General features: G+C 36.2%; 10 protein-coding genes. All 10 read right to left on the bottom strand.

All coding sequences use genetic code 11. The annotated features are described in order from the left end of the window. Positions 1 to 229 precede the first annotated feature (229 nt). Positions 230 to 2,887: a SusC/RagA family TonB-linked outer membrane protein gene (locus tag AABJ51_RS08915; RefSeq protein ID WP_338375964.1), complete on the bottom strand. Its 2,658-nt coding sequence runs from the start codon at positions 2,885 to 2,887 to the stop codon at positions 230 to 232. Beyond that, complete coding sequence (locus tag AABJ51_RS08910; RefSeq protein WP_338375661.1) at positions 2,860 to 3,207, bottom strand: carboxypeptidase-like regulatory domain-containing protein; 348 nt, start codon at positions 3,205 to 3,207, stop codon at positions 2,860 to 2,862. The genes AABJ51_RS08915 and AABJ51_RS08910 overlap by 28 nt, the downstream gene beginning before the upstream one ends. Positions 3,208 to 3,538: 331 nt before the next feature. Continuing rightward, a complete protein-coding gene (locus AABJ51_RS08905; protein ID WP_338375658.1) occupies positions 3,539 to 6,364 on the bottom strand; it encodes a triple tyrosine motif-containing protein in 2,826 nt (941 codons plus the stop codon). A gap of 638 nt (positions 6,365 to 7,002) precedes the next feature. Then, a complete protein-coding gene (locus tag AABJ51_RS08900) occupies positions 7,003 to 8,265 on the bottom strand; it encodes a CotH kinase family protein (protein ID WP_338375656.1) in 1,263 nt (420 codons plus the stop codon). Between the two features lie 445 nt (positions 8,266 to 8,710). After that, positions 8,711 to 10,852: a DEAD/DEAH box helicase gene (locus AABJ51_RS08895; protein ID WP_338375654.1), complete on the bottom strand. Its 2,142-nt coding sequence runs from the start codon at positions 10,850 to 10,852 to the stop codon at positions 8,711 to 8,713. A gap of 15 nt (positions 10,853 to 10,867) precedes the next feature. Then, a complete protein-coding gene (locus AABJ51_RS08890) occupies positions 10,868 to 12,178 on the bottom strand; it encodes an ATP-binding protein (protein ID WP_338375652.1) in 1,311 nt (436 codons plus the stop codon). After that, positions 12,175 to 13,944 (bottom strand): tellurite resistance TerB C-terminal domain-containing protein, encoded by a 1,770-nt coding sequence (locus AABJ51_RS08885; RefSeq protein WP_338375650.1) that lies wholly within the window; start codon positions 13,942 to 13,944, stop codon positions 12,175 to 12,177. The genes AABJ51_RS08890 and AABJ51_RS08885 overlap by 4 nt, the downstream gene beginning before the upstream one ends. Positions 13,945 to 14,223: 279 nt before the next feature. After that, a complete protein-coding gene (locus AABJ51_RS08880) occupies positions 14,224 to 15,432 on the bottom strand; it encodes a hexokinase family protein (protein WP_338375647.1) in 1,209 nt (402 codons plus the stop codon). Positions 15,433 to 15,450: 18 nt separating this feature from the next. After that, on the bottom strand, positions 15,451 to 16,686 hold the full coding sequence (locus AABJ51_RS08875; RefSeq protein WP_338375645.1) for a glycoside hydrolase family 88 protein: 1,236 nt from the start codon (positions 16,684 to 16,686) through the stop codon (positions 15,451 to 15,453). Positions 16,687 to 16,728: 42 nt separating this feature from the next. Further along, positions 16,729 to 18,396 (bottom strand): glycoside hydrolase family 43 protein, encoded by a 1,668-nt coding sequence (locus tag AABJ51_RS08870; RefSeq protein ID WP_338375642.1) that lies wholly within the window; start codon positions 18,394 to 18,396, stop codon positions 16,729 to 16,731. Positions 18,397 to 18,408: the final 12 nt, after the last annotated feature.

Below are 18,408 nucleotides of genomic sequence, written 5' to 3'. Positions count from 1 at the left end.
TAGATTTTCAACTCTCTATTTTCAGCTCAACAAAAAAGGTAACACCAAATCAGTGATCAGTCAACAGTGAACAGTTATCAATTACTTCGTATTTTTCATTTTTCTAAAAAGGTTACAAAAGTGACACTCTTTATGTACACTTTTCGGCTGTTACTTTTTCTCCTTTTCTGTTGATAACTGATAACTGTTACAGATCTTTCCCTATAGATAAAATTTTAGCATCAAACCCTTAATATGTTATCCGTACACCAAAGCTCAAAGTCGAAGTCAGCGGGTACACGTCATTGTCTATGCCGTTGGCGATATCGGTAGTGAAACCGTTATAAGAGAAAAAGTTAAATGGACGTTCTGCCGTGAAACTCAGTCTCAGGCTTGATTTGTTAGAACTCTTAGGCAGTACATTCGAGAATGTATATCCTAATTGTATATTCTGTATGGTGAATGTATTTGCATTCTCTACAAAAAATGAGTTGAAACGGCTGTAAGTCCATGTATGTCCCAAAGCGGCTCCCGATACATATTTGTTGGTAGATCCTTCGCCTGTCCACCTGTTTTTTACAATATCTCGATCGAAGTTTATATCTGTTTGTTTTCCTCTCGCAAAGCGTTTCAGATTGAGTATTTTATGACCAAACTGTCCTTGGAATGTAGTGCTGAAATCGAATGCTTTGTAATTAAAACCGATATTACCGCCTAAAAAGAATTTAGGAAGTGGCGAGCCCAAGTCTGTTCTGTCCTGATCGGTTAATTTACCATCACCGTCTATATCTTTAAACCTGATGTCTCCCGGTACAGGTTTAGTAGCTATACCCGAAAGGGTAGGGTCGTTGTCTATTTCCGCCTGATTTTGATAGATACCATCCATCACATAACCATAATATGCATCTACCACTTTTCCTACTTGTCTTATCCGGCTATAATCTCCGGGAGTGATAATGCGGCTTAGTCCGTCCAGAGATGTCACTTTGTTTTTTAATGTTGATATATTTAATCCTACATTATATGTCAGGTCTTTACTGATTTTATCTTCCCAGTTAAGAGACAATTCGATACCCGAGTTTTCTATCTCTCCGTTATTCATTAACAGTTCGCCGGCACCAAGCTGAAGAGGTTTTCTGAATACAGCATCTTTGGTTGTACGCTTATAATAATCGAACTCTCCGGTAAGGCGGTTATTGAGGAATGCAAAATCGATACCGAAATCCCATTCTTCGACTTTCTCCCATTTCAAAGAAGAATAGAATGATAGACTGGATGTTCCCGGATATAATTGTCCGTCGAAATAGCCTAACTCCTGAGAGATAGATGCAAATCCGTCATTCGCCTGTATCTTATCATTACCCAGAAGCCCCCAGCTGCCTCTTACCTTCAGAAAATTAAGAAAGCTTTGATTCTTCATAAAACCTTCTTCGGTAACAACCCACCCAAGACCGACTGATGGGAAATAACCCCATTTTTCCTGATACTTGCTCGTTCCGTCGGCACGGAAGGTGACAGATGCCAGATACTTGCCTGCATAGTCGTACATAGCACGTCCGAAGAACGATGCTCCTCTGTATTCCTCTGCATTGTCATACCAGGTGTCTGAATTTTCGTTCTGATCTATAATCGATCCATTGTGAATATACCAGTATTCGTCTTTGCCATCGGGTACTCCGTCTCCTTGCAGACGTAGTCTTTCCCATCGTTCTTTACGCACAGAGCTACCTGCCATAACAGTTAGGTTGTGCTTTTCCTTAAAACTATCTCTGAATGTGACAATGTTGTCTATAAGCCAATTATTAGTGTATTTAGTAGCTTTTGTCAAAAGGGTTTTAGTTCTTTGGTCGGTTGACGAAATGGTATATTGAGGTAAGAACTCTCTGTTTCGCTGGAACGACAAATCCTGATTAAAAGAGGTCTTGAATGTCAGCCGGGAGTCTAAGAACGATAATTCCATGTAAAGAGCAGGAAGCACCTGAGACAGTCCAACTTTATTGTTATAATTCTTGGCAAGTGCCACCGGATTCCAGAAGTATCCCGAAAGACCAATGCTTTGAGCAGCACCATACTTGGTCGGATCGGCCAACTCGTTATCGGCATCGTATGCCGGATATATCGAAGGAGATGTATATGCATTGCCGAACGCCTTCGAGTTTGCTAATTGTTGTTCGCTGTTTGTAACAATAAAGCTTCCTCCCACTTTCATCCAGTCGGTTATACCTATATCTACTTTCGACCGCATATTGATACGCTCATAACTGTTATTGGCATCGAGTATCCCTTCTTGATTAAGATAACTGATACCTACCGAATAGGAAGTCTTATCTCCTCCTCCGGTTACACTAATAGCATGACTGTGCATAGGTGCCGTTTTGAGTATCTGGTCGTACCAATCGGTATTAACAAGCGGAGAACCATTGTTTCCTCCGAATCTCGAAATAGATTGTTCGACTGCGCTCACGTCTCCTATTTCTTTCATAACAGCCGCATATTGAGACGAGTTTGCCATTTTCATCAGATTCGAAGCTTTTTGTATAGCGAAATACCCATCGTAAGTAATCAGCGGTTTTCTGTTTTGAATTCCTTTTTTTGTAGTCACTATAATTACCCCGTTTGCAGCACGTACACCATAGATTGCTGCGGCAGAAGCATCTTTCAAGACACTCATGTTTTCGATATCCCCATTATTCAGAAAATCGATGTTATCGAAGAACATACCGTCTACTACATAAAGCGGTCCGGTTTTGCTGTCGTCATAGTTTCCGACTCCCCGTATACGTACTTTAGGAGAACTGCCGGGCTGCCCGCTGTTGATGATCTGTAATCCGGGAATCTTGCCCTGCATAGCCTGCATAGGTGATGTTGTCAGGTGCTTGTTTACCTCATCTCCGGCAATAGTTGCAATAGGCGATGTGAGGTCTTTAGCTTTGGCACTGCCATAACCGATAACAACGGTTTCTCCCAGAAGGGTACCCCATCTTTCAATGTTATATTAATCGAAGTCTGGCCTTTCACTGCGATTAATTCGGTTTTCATTCCGATAAACGAATACTCTATTATATCACCGTCTTTGGTACTTATCGAGTACATACCGTCTATATCGGTAATTGTTCCGGTTGTTGTACCTTGTACACGTACAGTAACCCCGGTCAGAGGGTCGTTAAGTTCATCAATTACTTTTCCCGAAATGGTTTTCGTTTGGGCATAAACCGCTGAAATACTCATAAGAAAAAAGCATGCGAAGAATATAAAACTCTTAAAAGAATAAGAGCTTAAATCCTTTGGATTAAATGTCTTTTTAGTCTTAATTTTCATAGCTTTACTTTATTGTTTAACATAACAATCTAACTATGAACGACCGGTAGGTTAACTTTTAAGATAAAAAATAAATTGAGGTCGTCTGATATTAGATCAATGCCAAACATATGTAATCGCTATAAAACAGATGTGAAGTTTAAGCCAAGATAAACTCATAACATTGCTTTTTAACAATATTATTTTTCCCTGAAGACTACTCTTTATGATGCTATTTATTTAAAAATTAAGTATTTATATTTTAGATGTTTTTGCTGAGGAAAAAGTCGATGAGATTGTCAGTCGATGGGATATTCAGCTTTTTTCTTAATCTGTAACGGTTGTTTTCGACCGTCCTGACCGATAGATTCATAAGAGAAGCAATCTCTTTTGTTTCGAGATTGAGCCGCAAGCATGCGCATAGACGAAGATCGCTGTTTGTGAGCTGCGGGTATAATTCTTTTAGTTTCTGAAAAAAGCCGGTATGTTTTTCTTCGAATTTAATTAAGAACATTTTCCAGTCTTCTTCCGAATTCAGATTGTTATTTAATAACGAGTTTATCTTCTGATTCAGGGAAACGGAAGCACTTGTTTTATTTTGCTGATTCAGATCGCCGACTATATCTTTTATCTTTAATAACAGTTCGTTTTTATGAATAATATAAGATGTTTGGGTCAGAAGTTCTGCTTCTTTTTGCTCTACCTTATTTTGCAGCTCTTCTGCTAAAAGATGAAGACGTTTGGTTTCTCTGAGTCTGATTTTTTGCAAATGTAAATTGCGATAACGCTTGAGTATGAGTATCCATAGAATGTACATAGCTGAAGCGAAAACCAAAATGTATAGTATATAAGCCCAAAAGGTCTGGTACCAGGGCGGTTGAATCTGAAATTCGTATTGTAGGGAATCCGACACATGTCCTTCGTTATCAATAGTACGCAACATCAGTGTATATTTACCCTTAGCTAGACGTGCATAAGTTACCTTATTTATTTTCTCGGGTTTAGACCATTCATTATCAATGCCCTTTAGTTTGTGTTGGATTGCATAATTAGAGGCAAATATGTTTTTGGCAGAAAAAGAAATGGTAACATTATTATAATTATACGAAATGCCTGCATATTCAGATAAGCTCCAGTATTGCGAATTTCCATTGGAATCTGATGCTTGTAAAGATTCGAGGTAAGGAGCCGGTACTTGCTTGTGCGTATTTTCTTCTTTTTTTCGATAAAACAGATATCCGTTATCAAGGCATATAATACTCACCGAATCATTTATGACTGAGATATTTTCATTTGTGTTAACCAGAGACAAATTCATTCCCAGATTGTAACTCTCCGAAATAGAGGCTTTGTAGCCGTCATAGGTAAATTTATAAACTGAAGAACCTGTCAAAGCCCAAAAAGTATTTTTTTGTATAGCAACTACCCGCTTTATTCCTTTTATATTTTTGAAACATTCGTTGAGTATGTTATTGGGTACTATTCTGTCACCAATATCATCGTATGTGTAAAAATTATCATTGCCTGATAATACAATTCTCCCTCCGACTTTGAAAAGCTTCATCTTATAAGGCAGCCCGTCTTTCGAATCTCCTCCGTAATATTCAAAATGGGTAATATCTTCCATATTATCAGACAGCCTGCATCTGTATATTCCCCTGTTGGCTTGTTCCAACCATATATTGCCCAGATGGTCTATGGCAGAGCTTATAATAGGGTCGGGGATTTTATCCATATTATGTATTTTTCCGGTCTTTTTTTCTATTATTATCAGCGATATATAAGTCGATAATAACAGTACATCCTTATTATTGATTACGGCTTCAGATATTTCATATATACCCGGAAGCGAATATGGAGAAGATATATTCAGATTTTTATCTATAATTTTCAGTCCTCTGTTGTGTCCGCAGTATAATTTGTCATCAACCACTTCGAGAGCCCAGGTTTTGCCTTGTGTTCCGTTGACCATTTTCATGTTTTGCAGTGGATTTGGCCCCCACATGTCGCTTTCATTTATATAGAATACCCCTTGATTGGTTCCGATAAAGAGTTTATTGTTCCACATTGTTGCGTCATATACCGGTCCTGTATTTCCTCCCGGATCGGAAAAACAGCTCATGTTTTGTATGTACTGCATGTATGCAATACCTCTATACAGACCGGCCCATATATTATTGAGATTATCTTCATACAGAGACAGTACTGTATTATTTTGCAGCATGTTGTTTGATGAAATGTGATTTATGATTTCCCCCGATTCGTTTACTTCATATATTCCATCCAGAATTGTCCCGAGATAATAGGTGTTTCGGGATGTAAAGATACCGCAGTTCAGTTCTTTGGCATTCATAATTGTTGATAAAGATTTACTCCACTCTGTAAATGAATGACCATCATAAATGAAAATTCCTTTCGTTGCTGTACCCAATAAATATTTGTCGTTGCTGTACGGAAGAATTACCCTGACATCTGTATTTTTGAAAATGTCACTGCCATCTATTTTCTCCAGATTCTCTCCATTCAGACGAAATATTGCACCACCCATCTTCTGTACAATGAGTTCGTTCCGAACTTTTGACAGAAAAAGAAAGTTCTCTCCGTTCGGAATTTTTCTCACGTTATTTCCGTCATAAATAAAAATGGAATTAAATGATTGAAAATAAATATTATTGCCTGCAGAGCATATCTTCCAGAAATCGTTGTTTCGGAGAAGGCTCTTATCTAAACTTTCACTTAAAGAAGTGTACTTGAGTTTTCCGCTTATATCTCTGTCCCATCTTCCAAATTCTTCACAGCCCCCGGTAAATATGGTTTTGTTTGATAATACAAATAATGATCTGACCAAAGGATCATTAGAGTTTTGGTGTAGCTGCCATTCCACACCATCATATTCGAGCAAGCCAAGGTCATTTCCAAAATACATTATTCCATGTTCATCTTGACCTATTGCCCTATTTTTATTTCCGGCATGGTATATTTCTTTATAAATATTGATTACATGCGGTTTGCTGTTAGCTATGATAACACTTGCTAAACACGATAGAAGTAAAAGTATAGTTATGCAGATATTATTTTTATAAGCCATTTGCATATAGTATTTTACAATTTTAGATATTCAAGGCTTTTACAATATTATCGTTTTGTTCTAAGGTCTAAAACCTATTTGTTGATTGTATTTAGTCCTGCCGAATTCGAAGAATCACCGGAGCCAATAGTTTATTAACTTTGAAAAGCATAGAAGCAATAGTTAATTCTCTCCAGGAATACGATTCTAGAGTCTTTCAGTTACTTATTACCCGAATATTAAAATTAACGGTGTGTTTTTATTAGATCTTAAGATTAGGAAAATATACTGAGTTGATCTGTTTTAATATGAATTTCCCTTTTTATTTAGATGAAAGAGACTGAGCATACTTGAAATTTTTATCCCTAATCGAAAACTCAGATCACTTCATATTTTCCACAAAAATAATAAATTAACAATATGATTGTATATTTTTTATATGTGTAAAATTACATTTAACTACTATTAATCTATTCAAATACTTGGTTTAAAGGTCTCAGTCCTATTTGTTTCTGTTCAAGAATAACGGCTCTATTTAGCCATCTATTGAAAATATATTATTAAGTATTTACTATTATTTCGTAGCTAAAAAGCAGTTGAAAGTCTTATTTTCAACTGCTTTTCTTTAAAAATATCTCTATTGTAAGAAAAACGATATATTACTTAGAATCTTCTGCACGGGCAGGAGATCCGCTTACTTCGAAGTAGTTGTTCTCTCCTGTTTCTAATAATTTGTATGGTTTATTTTCGGGAGAAGCCCAATATGCGACACTATCCTCGTATGGTGTTTGCAAATTTTGTCCTTTCGGGGGTAAAACACATCCAGCATCCGGCTTATCACAGGCCATATGAATTGTATCATCCCATATGTAATCATTTATCAATGATTGCCATTTTTCTATACGAGGTATGCTTTTACTTACATGGAACAATCCGGTCTCTGTATCGGTTAATTCGATAAAAGCATCTTTATACATTTGGCGGAACTCGGTTATATTCAGAAGTTTTTCTATTAACGGATTGCTTTCTACCCCCCAGTGGTAAAGATTTTTTCGGCCGATATCTCCAGTCCAGCCACACCCTAAAACAGGATCAAAATCATTCGGGATGAAATAGAACTTGCCATGTGTGTTAAAATAGAAATTGTAATTATTAGCATTAAACCAATAATCATCCTGATTTCCACAAATAACATTGATGAGATAAGTTTTCATTAAAACAGGTACATCTATTGTCTCATTAGCCCATGCTTTAAGCTCGTCTCCTTCCAGAGTTACCAGATTTTTAATAAAATCCGTTAACTGTTCAAGGGCCTCAGCCGAGTGGCTGGTTCCTGTTTGCAGTTCATATATAGGAGAATCAACAACAGCTGGATCATAATTTCCTAATGATGCCCCAAAATCGGCTTTCCATAAAAAGGCTCTTTTATCTCCGGGATTATTATCTCCGAAGATAGTTTGACGAGCAGCGAGATAATCTTTTTCGACATGTTCTCTCATTTTAAAAATGCCGAAATATCCGGGGTCTGATGCGCCTCCTACGACTTTTATATAAAAACGGCACATACTAATTAACGGACTGGTGTATACTTCTGCTAAATAATATAAGTTGAAGCAATACACTTCGCGAATACGCATAGGATCTTCTCTGATATATCTGAGATCAAGACGATCCAGTTCTTCAAACCTCAAATCATCTACATATTTATCGAACCAGAGAGCAAAGCTCGATTGCCGCCATTTAGGGTTCTCAGGGTTATGTAATTTTCCAGAATCTCCTTCCGGACGATTCCGGCTTGAATTACCACGAACTCTTAGTCCTATATTTTCAAGTCGCTGATCAGGTACAGAATTACTTTCTTCAAAAATAAAATTTCCCGGAACCCAAAAATTCTCATCAGGATCGGCATCATAGGCCAGCAATAACGCATTCCATTGTGTTAATTCAATCTCCAGTGTAATTTTGGGAAGTTCTATCCAAATTAAAGACTTCTTCGAGGGTTGGAATCTCGAAATTTGGTAGTTTTGTTTTCATAAGTATTTATTATTAAGTGTGTAGTACAATAATTAAACATGTAAAATGGCTATATAGTTTTTTTATTGTGTTATGAAGATTGAATTCTGAGAAAGATGCTAATCTCGTGATTAGCAAATGGACTCTGCTGTGTTTATTCGTTATTCTGAGCGATGAAAATTATTTAGCACAAGAATTGAATAAATTTTACTGTTGTATTTGGGCTACAATCGACTTGTGTTAAAATCTGGAATATTATATTTGACTTCTATAAAGTATGATAGTGATATTTTTTTTGCTTTCAAAGGAAAGGTCAACAAAATTCATAGAGATGTGTTCTATGTGGGCTAATTATTAATCTACGAGCTGTATTTTTCTCAAAAACAACAATCCTCCTTCTATATCATAATATTTATCTCTAACTAACGAAATCTGATACTTTTTTGGGAGTATCCTTCCCCACTTTGAAAAGTCGAGAATAGCAGGTTTATCCTCTAATAGTTGACCAATGGCATTATCAATATCCGAAGTTGCATTTGCAAAGATATTTTTCAATTTTTCTATTGATGTCGAAATGGTAAACGAACTAGTCGAATCGTCTACACCATAATTAACACCTGCAATATAAAGAAACAAACCTATAGTTCTATTTATTTTAGTACCCGTAAAAGTGCAAAGTTCTGAAACAAATTGATCTTCTTCGTCCTCTTTCGAACTGGAAAGCCTTTCTATTACAGGACGGTCATATAATATATCTTCTATTGTAAATATCGAAAAATCTTTTCGCAGCTCGTTAATTTCATCCTGACCTTTATTATCGAGAAAATCATATTGAGTATCTGTTCTTAATACTTCAAGCATCTTTATTCTGATTCTCGGGTGTACGTCACCAGCATTACCATAAAATAAAGGCTTTTTCCCATCTAATGCTTTAATGACAAATATCTTTCGGGCTTTCTCATCCACGACTTTAATCTTCCATATACGAGCAGCTAAGAAGATATTCTCGTCTTCGATAATCTGCGGCGAAAAAGGCAGCTCTCCTATTGTATTGCCTTCGTTTATAACCTTAAAGTTCTGCTCAGCTATAAAAACACTATAAAAATCGCGGCTATTTACAATTTTTTCGCCTTCGATGCCTATAATAATTTCTAGGCCTAGTTTCTCTACCATTTCGGTTTCCAACAGATAATTTATAATCTCTGTAATTTCAGTCTCTGAAATAGCCCGAAAAGCAAAATCAGATTTAATAATGTATACTAAATCAGATAATCGAATTTCGCTGTGTTCTCTTACAATTGATAATACTTGATGAGCGAGAATATCATAAGGTTTATCTGTAATAGTCGGAGGTTCGATAAAACCTTCGGTATATAAAAGCCATGCTGCCAGAGACTGTAGCAAACTCCATTTATTGGTAGCATACAAGTATAGGTTGCTCTGCTTATTTCCCTGCCTGCCGCTCCGCCCGACGCGTTGAATAAGTGAGGCTATACTATGTGCAGCATCTATCTGCACAACCTTGTCTACCGATCCGATGTCTATTCCCAATTCGAGAGTAGAGGTACATGCTATTGTAAAATTGTTTCGTCTATTGTTTTTGGCAAAGTCTTCAACATACTCTCTTACCTCTTTATCTACTGACGAATGATGCGAGAAATAATAAGGATGACCTCCGATGCGCTCGGATATTTTCTTGAGTTTAACCGCAATTTCTTCGGCACGCCCTCGGCTATTCGGAAAAACAAGGGTTTTGTTATCATATGTCTCTCGATACAAATCTTTCAAGAGTTCAAGAGATAGTTCTGCTCCTGATTCTTTGAAATACTTGAAGACTATGTTAATCTCCTTGGCCGTCTTGTCGAGTAATACAGTTGTATTTTGAATATCTCCCGTAAATGCTTTTGCTTCGTCAAAATCTCCAAGAGTAGCAGACAGTCCAAGAATGCAAAATTTCGATCTGTTAATCGATTGCAGTCTGAATAATAGGGATTTAAGCTGTATGCCTCTATCCGTTCCGATAAATGAATGAATCTCATCTATAACCACATATTTGAGATTCGAAAAAAGATGTTTGGCTTCGTGAGGACGATTGGCTAACATAGCTTCTATCGACTCGGGTGTGATCAGCACAATACCATTGGGAACTTTCAATAAATTGTTTTTTGCTGACTTATTTGCTTCTCCATGCCACTTGGTTACTGATATTTCGAGATAACGGCATAACTCCTCTACCCGAAGAAACTGATCGTTAATCAATGCGATTAAAGGCGAAATATACAATACCTGTACTCCTTCTTCATTGAAGTTGACCTTCGATAGGATGGGTAAAAAGGCTGCTTCAGTTTTGCCTGATGCAGTACGCGAAGCCAAGATATAATTCCTATCGGTAGTCATTATGCGCTTAATTGCAGCAACCTGAATGGGGCGAAGTTGTTCCCATCTCTTATCGCGCACATATTTACGGATTGGTTCGGAAAGTAAGTCGAATGGCATTTCTAAAGCTATTATTTATAATTCCTCGATACTATCTAATGAGTCATCTTTGGGTCGCTCGTCGGAAACCTTAATATCGCTAAACAAACGGGTTTTATCTACATGTGGGTTTTGTCTTAGCAGATTCATTATATTCAGAAAATCACGAATAACCTCACGGGGGGTTAGAAACTCTGATGCTCCGGGTTTATTAAATATTACTTCCATGAAAGAAATAATGTCTTCGTCCGAAATAGCTATATCTACTTTATAATTAAAATTGAATATCTCTCTTAATTTTTTCAGTAAAACAAATATCTCATTATGGTCCAAAGGCATTAATCGGATAACGGGCTGAGCCAGATCTCGAATATCTGCTGTTTCGTATTTATTGGTTTCGAGTCTCGATTTTAATGCATGATAACTGAACAAACCTCTACGTTCGTTTTCGAGAAACTCTTTTGTACCAGCGAAATTTATAAAGAGATTGGTTACTTTTCCTTGAAAACAATCGTTATATATAGACAATATTTTTTCGTAATTCTTCTCCCTCATCGTAGATGTTGCTATTTTATATAGGTTGATAGCTTCATCCATGTTTATCATAAAGCCACTGTATCCGATGCTGACGAACAGCTTGCAGAAGTTTTTGAGCATATCGTAATAGTTCTGATCATTTACGATTTCTCTAACACCCAGATCTTGACGAGCTTCAATCTTTGTCTTGTATTCACCCTTCAGCCATTTTAGGGCATTACGGCATTGCTGATCATCGCCATTAATATATCCTTCGTAATATTTTATGACCACTGTACCAAAATCGAAACCTCCAACCTCTGTTATTTCGTTGATCGTTTTCATTATATTGGCAGATATTAACTCCTGGTACTTGTTGTTTCTTATTTCGGTCACGGGTATATTATTTTCTTCGGCTGTATTCGATGTAACCTGTTCTATCCATTTTTCCATCAATGTAGGTAAAGCTCCTCCTTCTGGCTTGGTTTGAATAGCTACATTGTCCATTATTGCAGAATAGAGAGCGATCCCTTTTCCGTCATTGGCATACAGTCTGTTGTCAGGTGTAAAGTCGGCATTAGCAACTACAAATTTTTGTTTCATCGCCACCGTATTTAAAAGATGAAGCATGAAAGATTTTCCTGAACCAAAATCACCAATCCAAAATTTAACAAGGCTTTGTCCGTTTTTTACATCTTCCAATGAAGAAACGAAAGCATTAATCTCTTCCGATCGTCCGACTGTTATATGCTGTACTCCTATTTTGGGTACGACTCCACTAACCAGTGAATTTATAATGGCTGAAGCCTCTTTTGGTTTTATGTTTATCATTGTGCTAATATAGTTTGGTAATAGTTTTCTGTTATTGTATAGTAATCGTCTTCCTCTTCAATTAAAACATCCTCCAGAAACTCATAGCAAGTTTCATTAATCCCATCGATAACCGGACGTGCAAACCATCCGTTATTCTTGGCATAATCTTTAAAATCGTCAGTAGTAATGCTAAGATTGTTCTTCGAGAAAAAGCTTAATACAGAAATCTGAATCTCGGAAAGCAATAATTCGGACGAATATATACTTTGCATCTCAATTTTAGTGTCGACTTTTTTATCTGTTATTTTTATTTCAAGTTCTTCATCATTTATTTGTGTCGATTGAATCAGTATATCTTCATTTTCAAAATCATCACATAAATATTCATTCAGTAAATTTACTGTTTCGGAATGAAGAGCTTCTACTTCTCTGATAGTATCCAGATTAACCGAGATTCGCTTTCTTTTTGTTTCGAATATCGGAGGAATAGACTTTAATGCACCGAGTAAATCTCTATCATTGATGTATCGGCTTACTACCGATTGGAAACTATGCAGCTGCTGATTCGATTCGAATATATTTTTCTGTATATTTTTTGTTAATTCTTTATTATCAAATGATTCTGATTTTAAATCGTAATGGAGATAATAGATATACAAAGTAAGAGCTGTTTCACGATGATATTTCGATAAAAATTTAGATGCTTCATAAAAGATATGTTCTAGAGAGGGGTTTTTCTCATTCAGAATACCCAATGCAATAATATCGCTCTTAAATTGTTTATAATCGCCTTTATAATTATCCGTAAGTTCTTCGAATTTAATCTTCCAGCGTGAGGTATTAAGCGCATACAATTCTTTTTCTGTATCAGAATGTGGTTTTCTAACCAGTTTTTCAGCTAATGGAGGTAATATACGTTCTATTATCGGTGTTATGCGTTCGTTATACTTGTCATTGGCTTCGGTTACATGCAGCCCTAAATCGGTATTAAGTTTTCTTTTATGAGCATAAATATCTCGTACCGCATTTTCAGCATGTTTAAAGATATTGTGGTAAAAATACTTTTTGGTTTCTTCTATGCTATACTTATAGTTAATACTGCCTTTCAGATAACTATATTGCTTTTTTACATAGATGCCTGCAATGTAATCGAATATCTGTTGCAAGGTAACATTATCATTAAGACAAGCTTTTTCCAACTCATAAAATAGGGCAATATATAATTTTAGTATTTCTACCTTACAAGTCTCTATATCACAGAAATTATTTGTCGGATTCCATAACTTATTCAACAGTTGTACATCAGTTTCCGCTAAATTCAGTTTTTCTCGGTATCGGCTGCCTAATTTCCAATAATCATCATTATAGCTAAGAGGAGGTGTAGCCTGCTGAATTAGTCGATTTATACGACCTCTATCTCCAATCTTTTCCAATAATTTAAGAAGAAAGGATGTGCAGTATGTTTTTGTTTTCGGATATTGATTTCCTAATGCTTCGAATTGAACTTGGAGTCTATCTATATTTTTATCCTCATCATATATTTCCAACAAGTTGAATAGTAAAATAAAAGCGTAGTTGAGATTTCCTTGCAGATCGATGTAACTTCCTTTTAAGAATGACTCCTTAAATACATAATAAAACTTTTTTTGATCTAATGTAGCTTCACTCAAATCCCCATAAGAATAGATATACCTATGCTCCCAATACGGAATGTCCAATTGATTCTTTTCGTAAAGTTCACTCAAATCATACGATTCATTTGTAATATCTATAATCCCGTCCATAGCCGTCGTAATGTCTCAAGTTGTGCCAATTTTACTAATTCTACAAATCTATAAAATTTATATGATTAAGCATATTATAAAGACTAAAATCTATAGGAACTTTTAAGGGACTTATCAGATATCTTTCACTCAGAATAAAGTTCTGTTCTAATATTTTGTTCTTCTTCTTTGTTAAAATGAAAATTAACAAGAAACTCCTTCGCTCTCACAGAATCCATCATAATTAATTTTGGTAACTATATATGACAATACCCTAATACAATTAGTCTCATAGCTATTTTAGCCAAAAGCAGCATAAGCTGCTCCAATTAAATTTGCATTCTCAATCCTATTGATTTCAATTGTTAAATCAGTATAGCCCAATGAGTTCAATAAAAGACATAATTCTTTTGATACCATCTCTTTATAATTTTCGCCTTTTCTGTTTTCGCTCCAAAATAAGCTTCCCTCAGCTGTTATACAAATCTTTTTTATTGACGGAGACTGTTCTTTTAGTTCCTTAATTAGTCCAGCTAGTGAAGCTGCAACTAAATAGGCCGACCGAATATAGATATTAGTAGCGACCTTTACATATTCAACCTTATGAATATCTGGATAGCTTATAATTTGTGTTAATTTTTGTGCATCAAATTTATTTTCAAACTCAGTATCTGGAAATACAGCCTTTACTATTTCACCTAGATACATACCGGAAACTGCTTTTTCGAATATTTGAACTCCTAATATATCAGACTTAACATCTACAATATCATCGATCATGGTTAAATGAGGTGGTGTGAAGTTTCCTGATTCCAAATTCACTGGGATGTATTTCCCCGAGACAAAGTTTTTATCTAATTTCTTTACTTTATTTGTTTCTACAAAAGTTGCCATATTTGTACCCGTGCCTACGATTAGACCTATTTGAGCATCGTATCCTGATCTAGAAAGTCCGGCAAATAAACTGGCTACTGTGTCGTTTATGATTTTAATACCCGAAAACTGCCCGATATTGTTATTTCTTAAATAGTCTAATAATGGTTTTCCGACGTTTTCCCCTATCATTTCGCGAATATCAACACCTTTAGTCCATCGTATAAGTGAGGCATCACCGTTGGATAATGATTGAGCAGGATATGAAAAACAATAGCCAATAGGCATTTCCTCCTCAAGATTGAGTTGACTTATAAAATCAGAAATTTCTTTAAACAGCTGATCTCGTGTGTAACCCGAAGTTTTCATCACTGACAAGTCTTTCTTATAACCATTTATTGGATGTATAACAGGTCTTCCATTAATAAACTCTACTACAGCAGCCCGGTAGTTTGTTCCTCCAAGATCCAGAACTAAAGCCTTGCCATTTTGTATATTTACATTCGGGTTAATATAAGTAGGAATACATTGAACCTGTGTACTCTCTTCCTCGAGCCCTTTCTTAATCTTACTCTGGAATGATAAAGCTATATCCTTTAATTCATTCAGACTTAATTCGAAAATATTATCTTTCATTACTTATTCCCTGCTTTTTTAATATTTAAAATTGTCTGTAACCTTCAATCCTTGTAGCATCTTTTTGTATCTGATCAGAGCTTGAATATAATAATAATCGGCATAATTTATTGATGCGTCAATTTCTGATCCGTTTGGTAAATGACCTGTGGAATGTAGTAAAAAAGAAGGTTTCAATTCTCGACTTTGATACCTGTCTGATGACAACTCTATAAGCATATTTATTGATGCTTGTTTATACTCAGCTGCTTTTGTTGGATTATCTTCAAGCTGCGATAATTCTAATAATGCTGATGCAACAACAGCTGCAGCAGATGCGTCTTTCGGCGAATTGGGTATAGCAGGATCGTCAAAGTCCCAATAAGGAACATATTCATCTTTGGGTAGTTTTGATAAATACAGATCAGTGACTTTCTCCGCAAAACGTAAAAATTTTACATCTTTCGTTTCGCGATAAACAAATGTGTATGCATAAATAGCCCATGCCTGACCTCGAGCCCAAAGACTGTTGTCTGCATAACCCTGATGAGTAACACCTTTGATAAAATCACCTGTTTCGGGGTTGTACAATACTACATGATAACATCCGCCATCTTCTCTAAATTGATATTTCATGGTAGTTTCGGCATGTTTGGTCGCTATTTCAGCCAAGTGTTTATCTCCTCCATTCTTAGCTGCCCAATACAACATTTCCAGATTAATCATATTATCCATAATTGTATTGAAAGGAGCAAACCTTCCATTTTCAACTTCGCGAGGCCATGAAAGAATAGTGCCTACCTTAGGATTAAATAATGTTGCTAAAGTATCGGCTGCATTGATAATTATTTGTTTATATTTATTATTTCCGGTCAATCGATATGCGTTTCCGTAACTGCAAAATATCTGAAACCCTAAATCGTGATCGTAGGCTGGAAGTTTAGTTAATGGATTTAATAATTCCGTATAATAGACAGCAGCATCTGCATCTTTTTTATTTTGAGTGTTTTCGTAATTATACCATAATATGCCCGGCCAGAATCCGACTGTCCATTCGGAAATATCTACAGGAACCAGCTTCCAATGGTTCAAACTATCCATGATATTCCGAGGCATCATGTCTTTACCTGATATTTCGGATAAGGTTCTAGTAATCTGATTGCTGCAATAGTTTAGCTCTTTTTCAACATCTGGTTTCGTATTGTTTTTTTCTATCGAACAAGACAAAAAAAATACAGCTAACGGTACAACCGTCAGTAAATTAATTAATCTCATAATCGTTTATTATTTAGTTATTTTTTCTTTTTTATTTTGTCTTTATTTTGTAACTCTAAACCAGTCAATATCCATCCAGGATTTTAGAGATCTGTTTTCTTTGTTCAAGATAAACATTCCCATCTTTGCACCGATCCACTTACCTTGTCGAGCTTGGAATTGTTGCCCTATCTCTTGGTATTTTTTACCATCTAGGCTATAAGAAAAAATACAAGTACCACCGTCCTTCATTGACAAGCGATAGTAGAAATCAAGATATTCAAGCCGAGTTTTATAATTGTAGCTGATGCGTGGTTTCGCTGCACTCAAGTTGACACGTTGGATCTCTTCTTCCGGATGTTTATCTTCAGCATCCTTACAGATGATTTGCTCTAAATCGTAGCCTGTATCTGTTTTTATTAATGCTATGTATGAGTAATCCCAACCCATAAGAATCAATCCTGCTTTATCTCCTGTATTCTGAAGTACAACAGTAGCTTTCATCGTCGCAGTAAATTCTGGAGCAGGAAGTTTCTGCATCAACAGGTTTGGAATATCCCAAAAATTCGAAAAATTATCCGGATAGTATTGACCATAAAGACGAACATATCCATTAGCTGATCCATATCCCCATGTCTGTTGCGGATTAGCATGCCATGACCATTGTAAGCCTAGTTTTGAAGAATTGAATTCATCACTTTCCTGAGGTGTTGATATAGGAGAAATTTTCCCGATATTTGGTTTTTTGTAAGTCAGCACGGGTTCTCCGCAATAATCTTTATCATTGATTCCCATAACAGGCCAACCGCCTTTCCATGTTACAGGTTGGAGATGGGTTATGCGCCCATATGCACCTTTATCCTGAAAATGAAGAAACCACCATTCTCCGGTCTGGGTTTCAACCAAACCTCCCTGATGAGGACCGTTTATTGATGTATTACCCTGAGCTAAGACTTTCTTCATTTCATAAGGACCATAAATATTTTTCGATCTTAAGGCGATTTGCCATCCTGTTTCTACACCTCCGGCAGGGGCCAGTAAATAATAATATCCGTCTTTTTTATAAAACTTTCCTCCTTCAGTAGTATGATTACCATCTGTCAATCCGTCATAGATCAAAGATTCTTCGCTAATCACTCTTGTTCCGGTTTTATCAAGTTCGCACAGGGTCATTATACTATTAAGCTGGGCACGACTTCCAGCCCAAGCATGTGTAAGATATACTTTTCCATCTTCGTCAAACAGAGGACTCGGATCAATGCGTCCTTTGCCAGAAAGTACTAATATAGGCTTATCCCACTTACCTAAAATATCTTTAGTTTTTACAACATAGATACCAAAATCGGGATCTCCCCAATAAATCATATATTCTCCATTGTGATACCGTATGCAGGGAGCCCAAACTCCTTTGCCATGTTGAGCTTTATCGAAAAAGGTACTTGGTTCGATTCCTTCCAGTTTTAAATCACTTAAAGCATAGTTAACGATCGACCAGTTTATTAAATCCTTGGAGTGCAGAATAGGTAGGCCGGGAACGCAATTAAAACTGGATGAAGTCATGTAATAGTCATCGCCAACACGAATAATATCCGGATCAGAATAGTCAGAATACAATACAGGATTTTTATATGTTCCATTACCCTGATCAGACACCCAAACTTCAGATTTATAAGATTGAGAAAAGCTATTTAGACAAACGAATAATCCTATAGTTATAAAAATTTTAGTCATATGGCAGATTTA

It is taken from the genome of Indolivaga capnocytophagoides (assembly GCF_036511535.1).
Classification (GTDB): domain Bacteria; phylum Bacteroidota; class Bacteroidia; order Bacteroidales; family Dysgonomonadaceae; genus Dysgonomonas_A; species Dysgonomonas_A capnocytophagoides.
Note: the sequence above shows the minus strand (reverse complement) of the source record. Positions and strands in the feature narration are given on the sequence as shown.

Excerpts from the sequence above, each read along its gene's own strand:
- AABJ51_RS08910 (WP_338375661.1), bottom strand. The coding sequence starts at position 3,207 with ATGAGTATTTCAGCGGTTTATGCCCAAACGAAAACCATTTCGGGAAAA.
- AABJ51_RS08905 (WP_338375658.1), bottom strand. The coding sequence starts at position 6,364 with ATGGCTTATAAAAATAATATCTGCATAACTATACTTTTACTTCTATCG.
- AABJ51_RS08895 (WP_338375654.1), bottom strand. The coding sequence starts at position 10,852 with ATGCCATTCGACTTACTTTCCGAACCAATCCGTAAATATGTGCGCGAT.
- AABJ51_RS08890 (WP_338375652.1), bottom strand. The coding sequence starts at position 12,178 with ATGATAAACATAAAACCAAAAGAGGCTTCAGCCATTATAAATTCACTG.
- AABJ51_RS08885 (WP_338375650.1), bottom strand. The coding sequence starts at position 13,944 with ATGGACGGGATTATAGATATTACAAATGAATCGTATGATTTGAGTGAA.
- AABJ51_RS08880 (WP_338375647.1), bottom strand. The coding sequence starts at position 15,432 with ATGAAAGATAATATTTTCGAATTAAGTCTGAATGAATTAAAGGATATA.
- AABJ51_RS08875 (WP_338375645.1), bottom strand. The coding sequence starts at position 16,686 with ATGAGATTAATTAATTTACTGACGGTTGTACCGTTAGCTGTATTTTTT.
- AABJ51_RS08870 (WP_338375642.1), bottom strand. The coding sequence starts at position 18,396 with ATGACTAAAATTTTTATAACTATAGGATTATTCGTTTGTCTAAATAGC.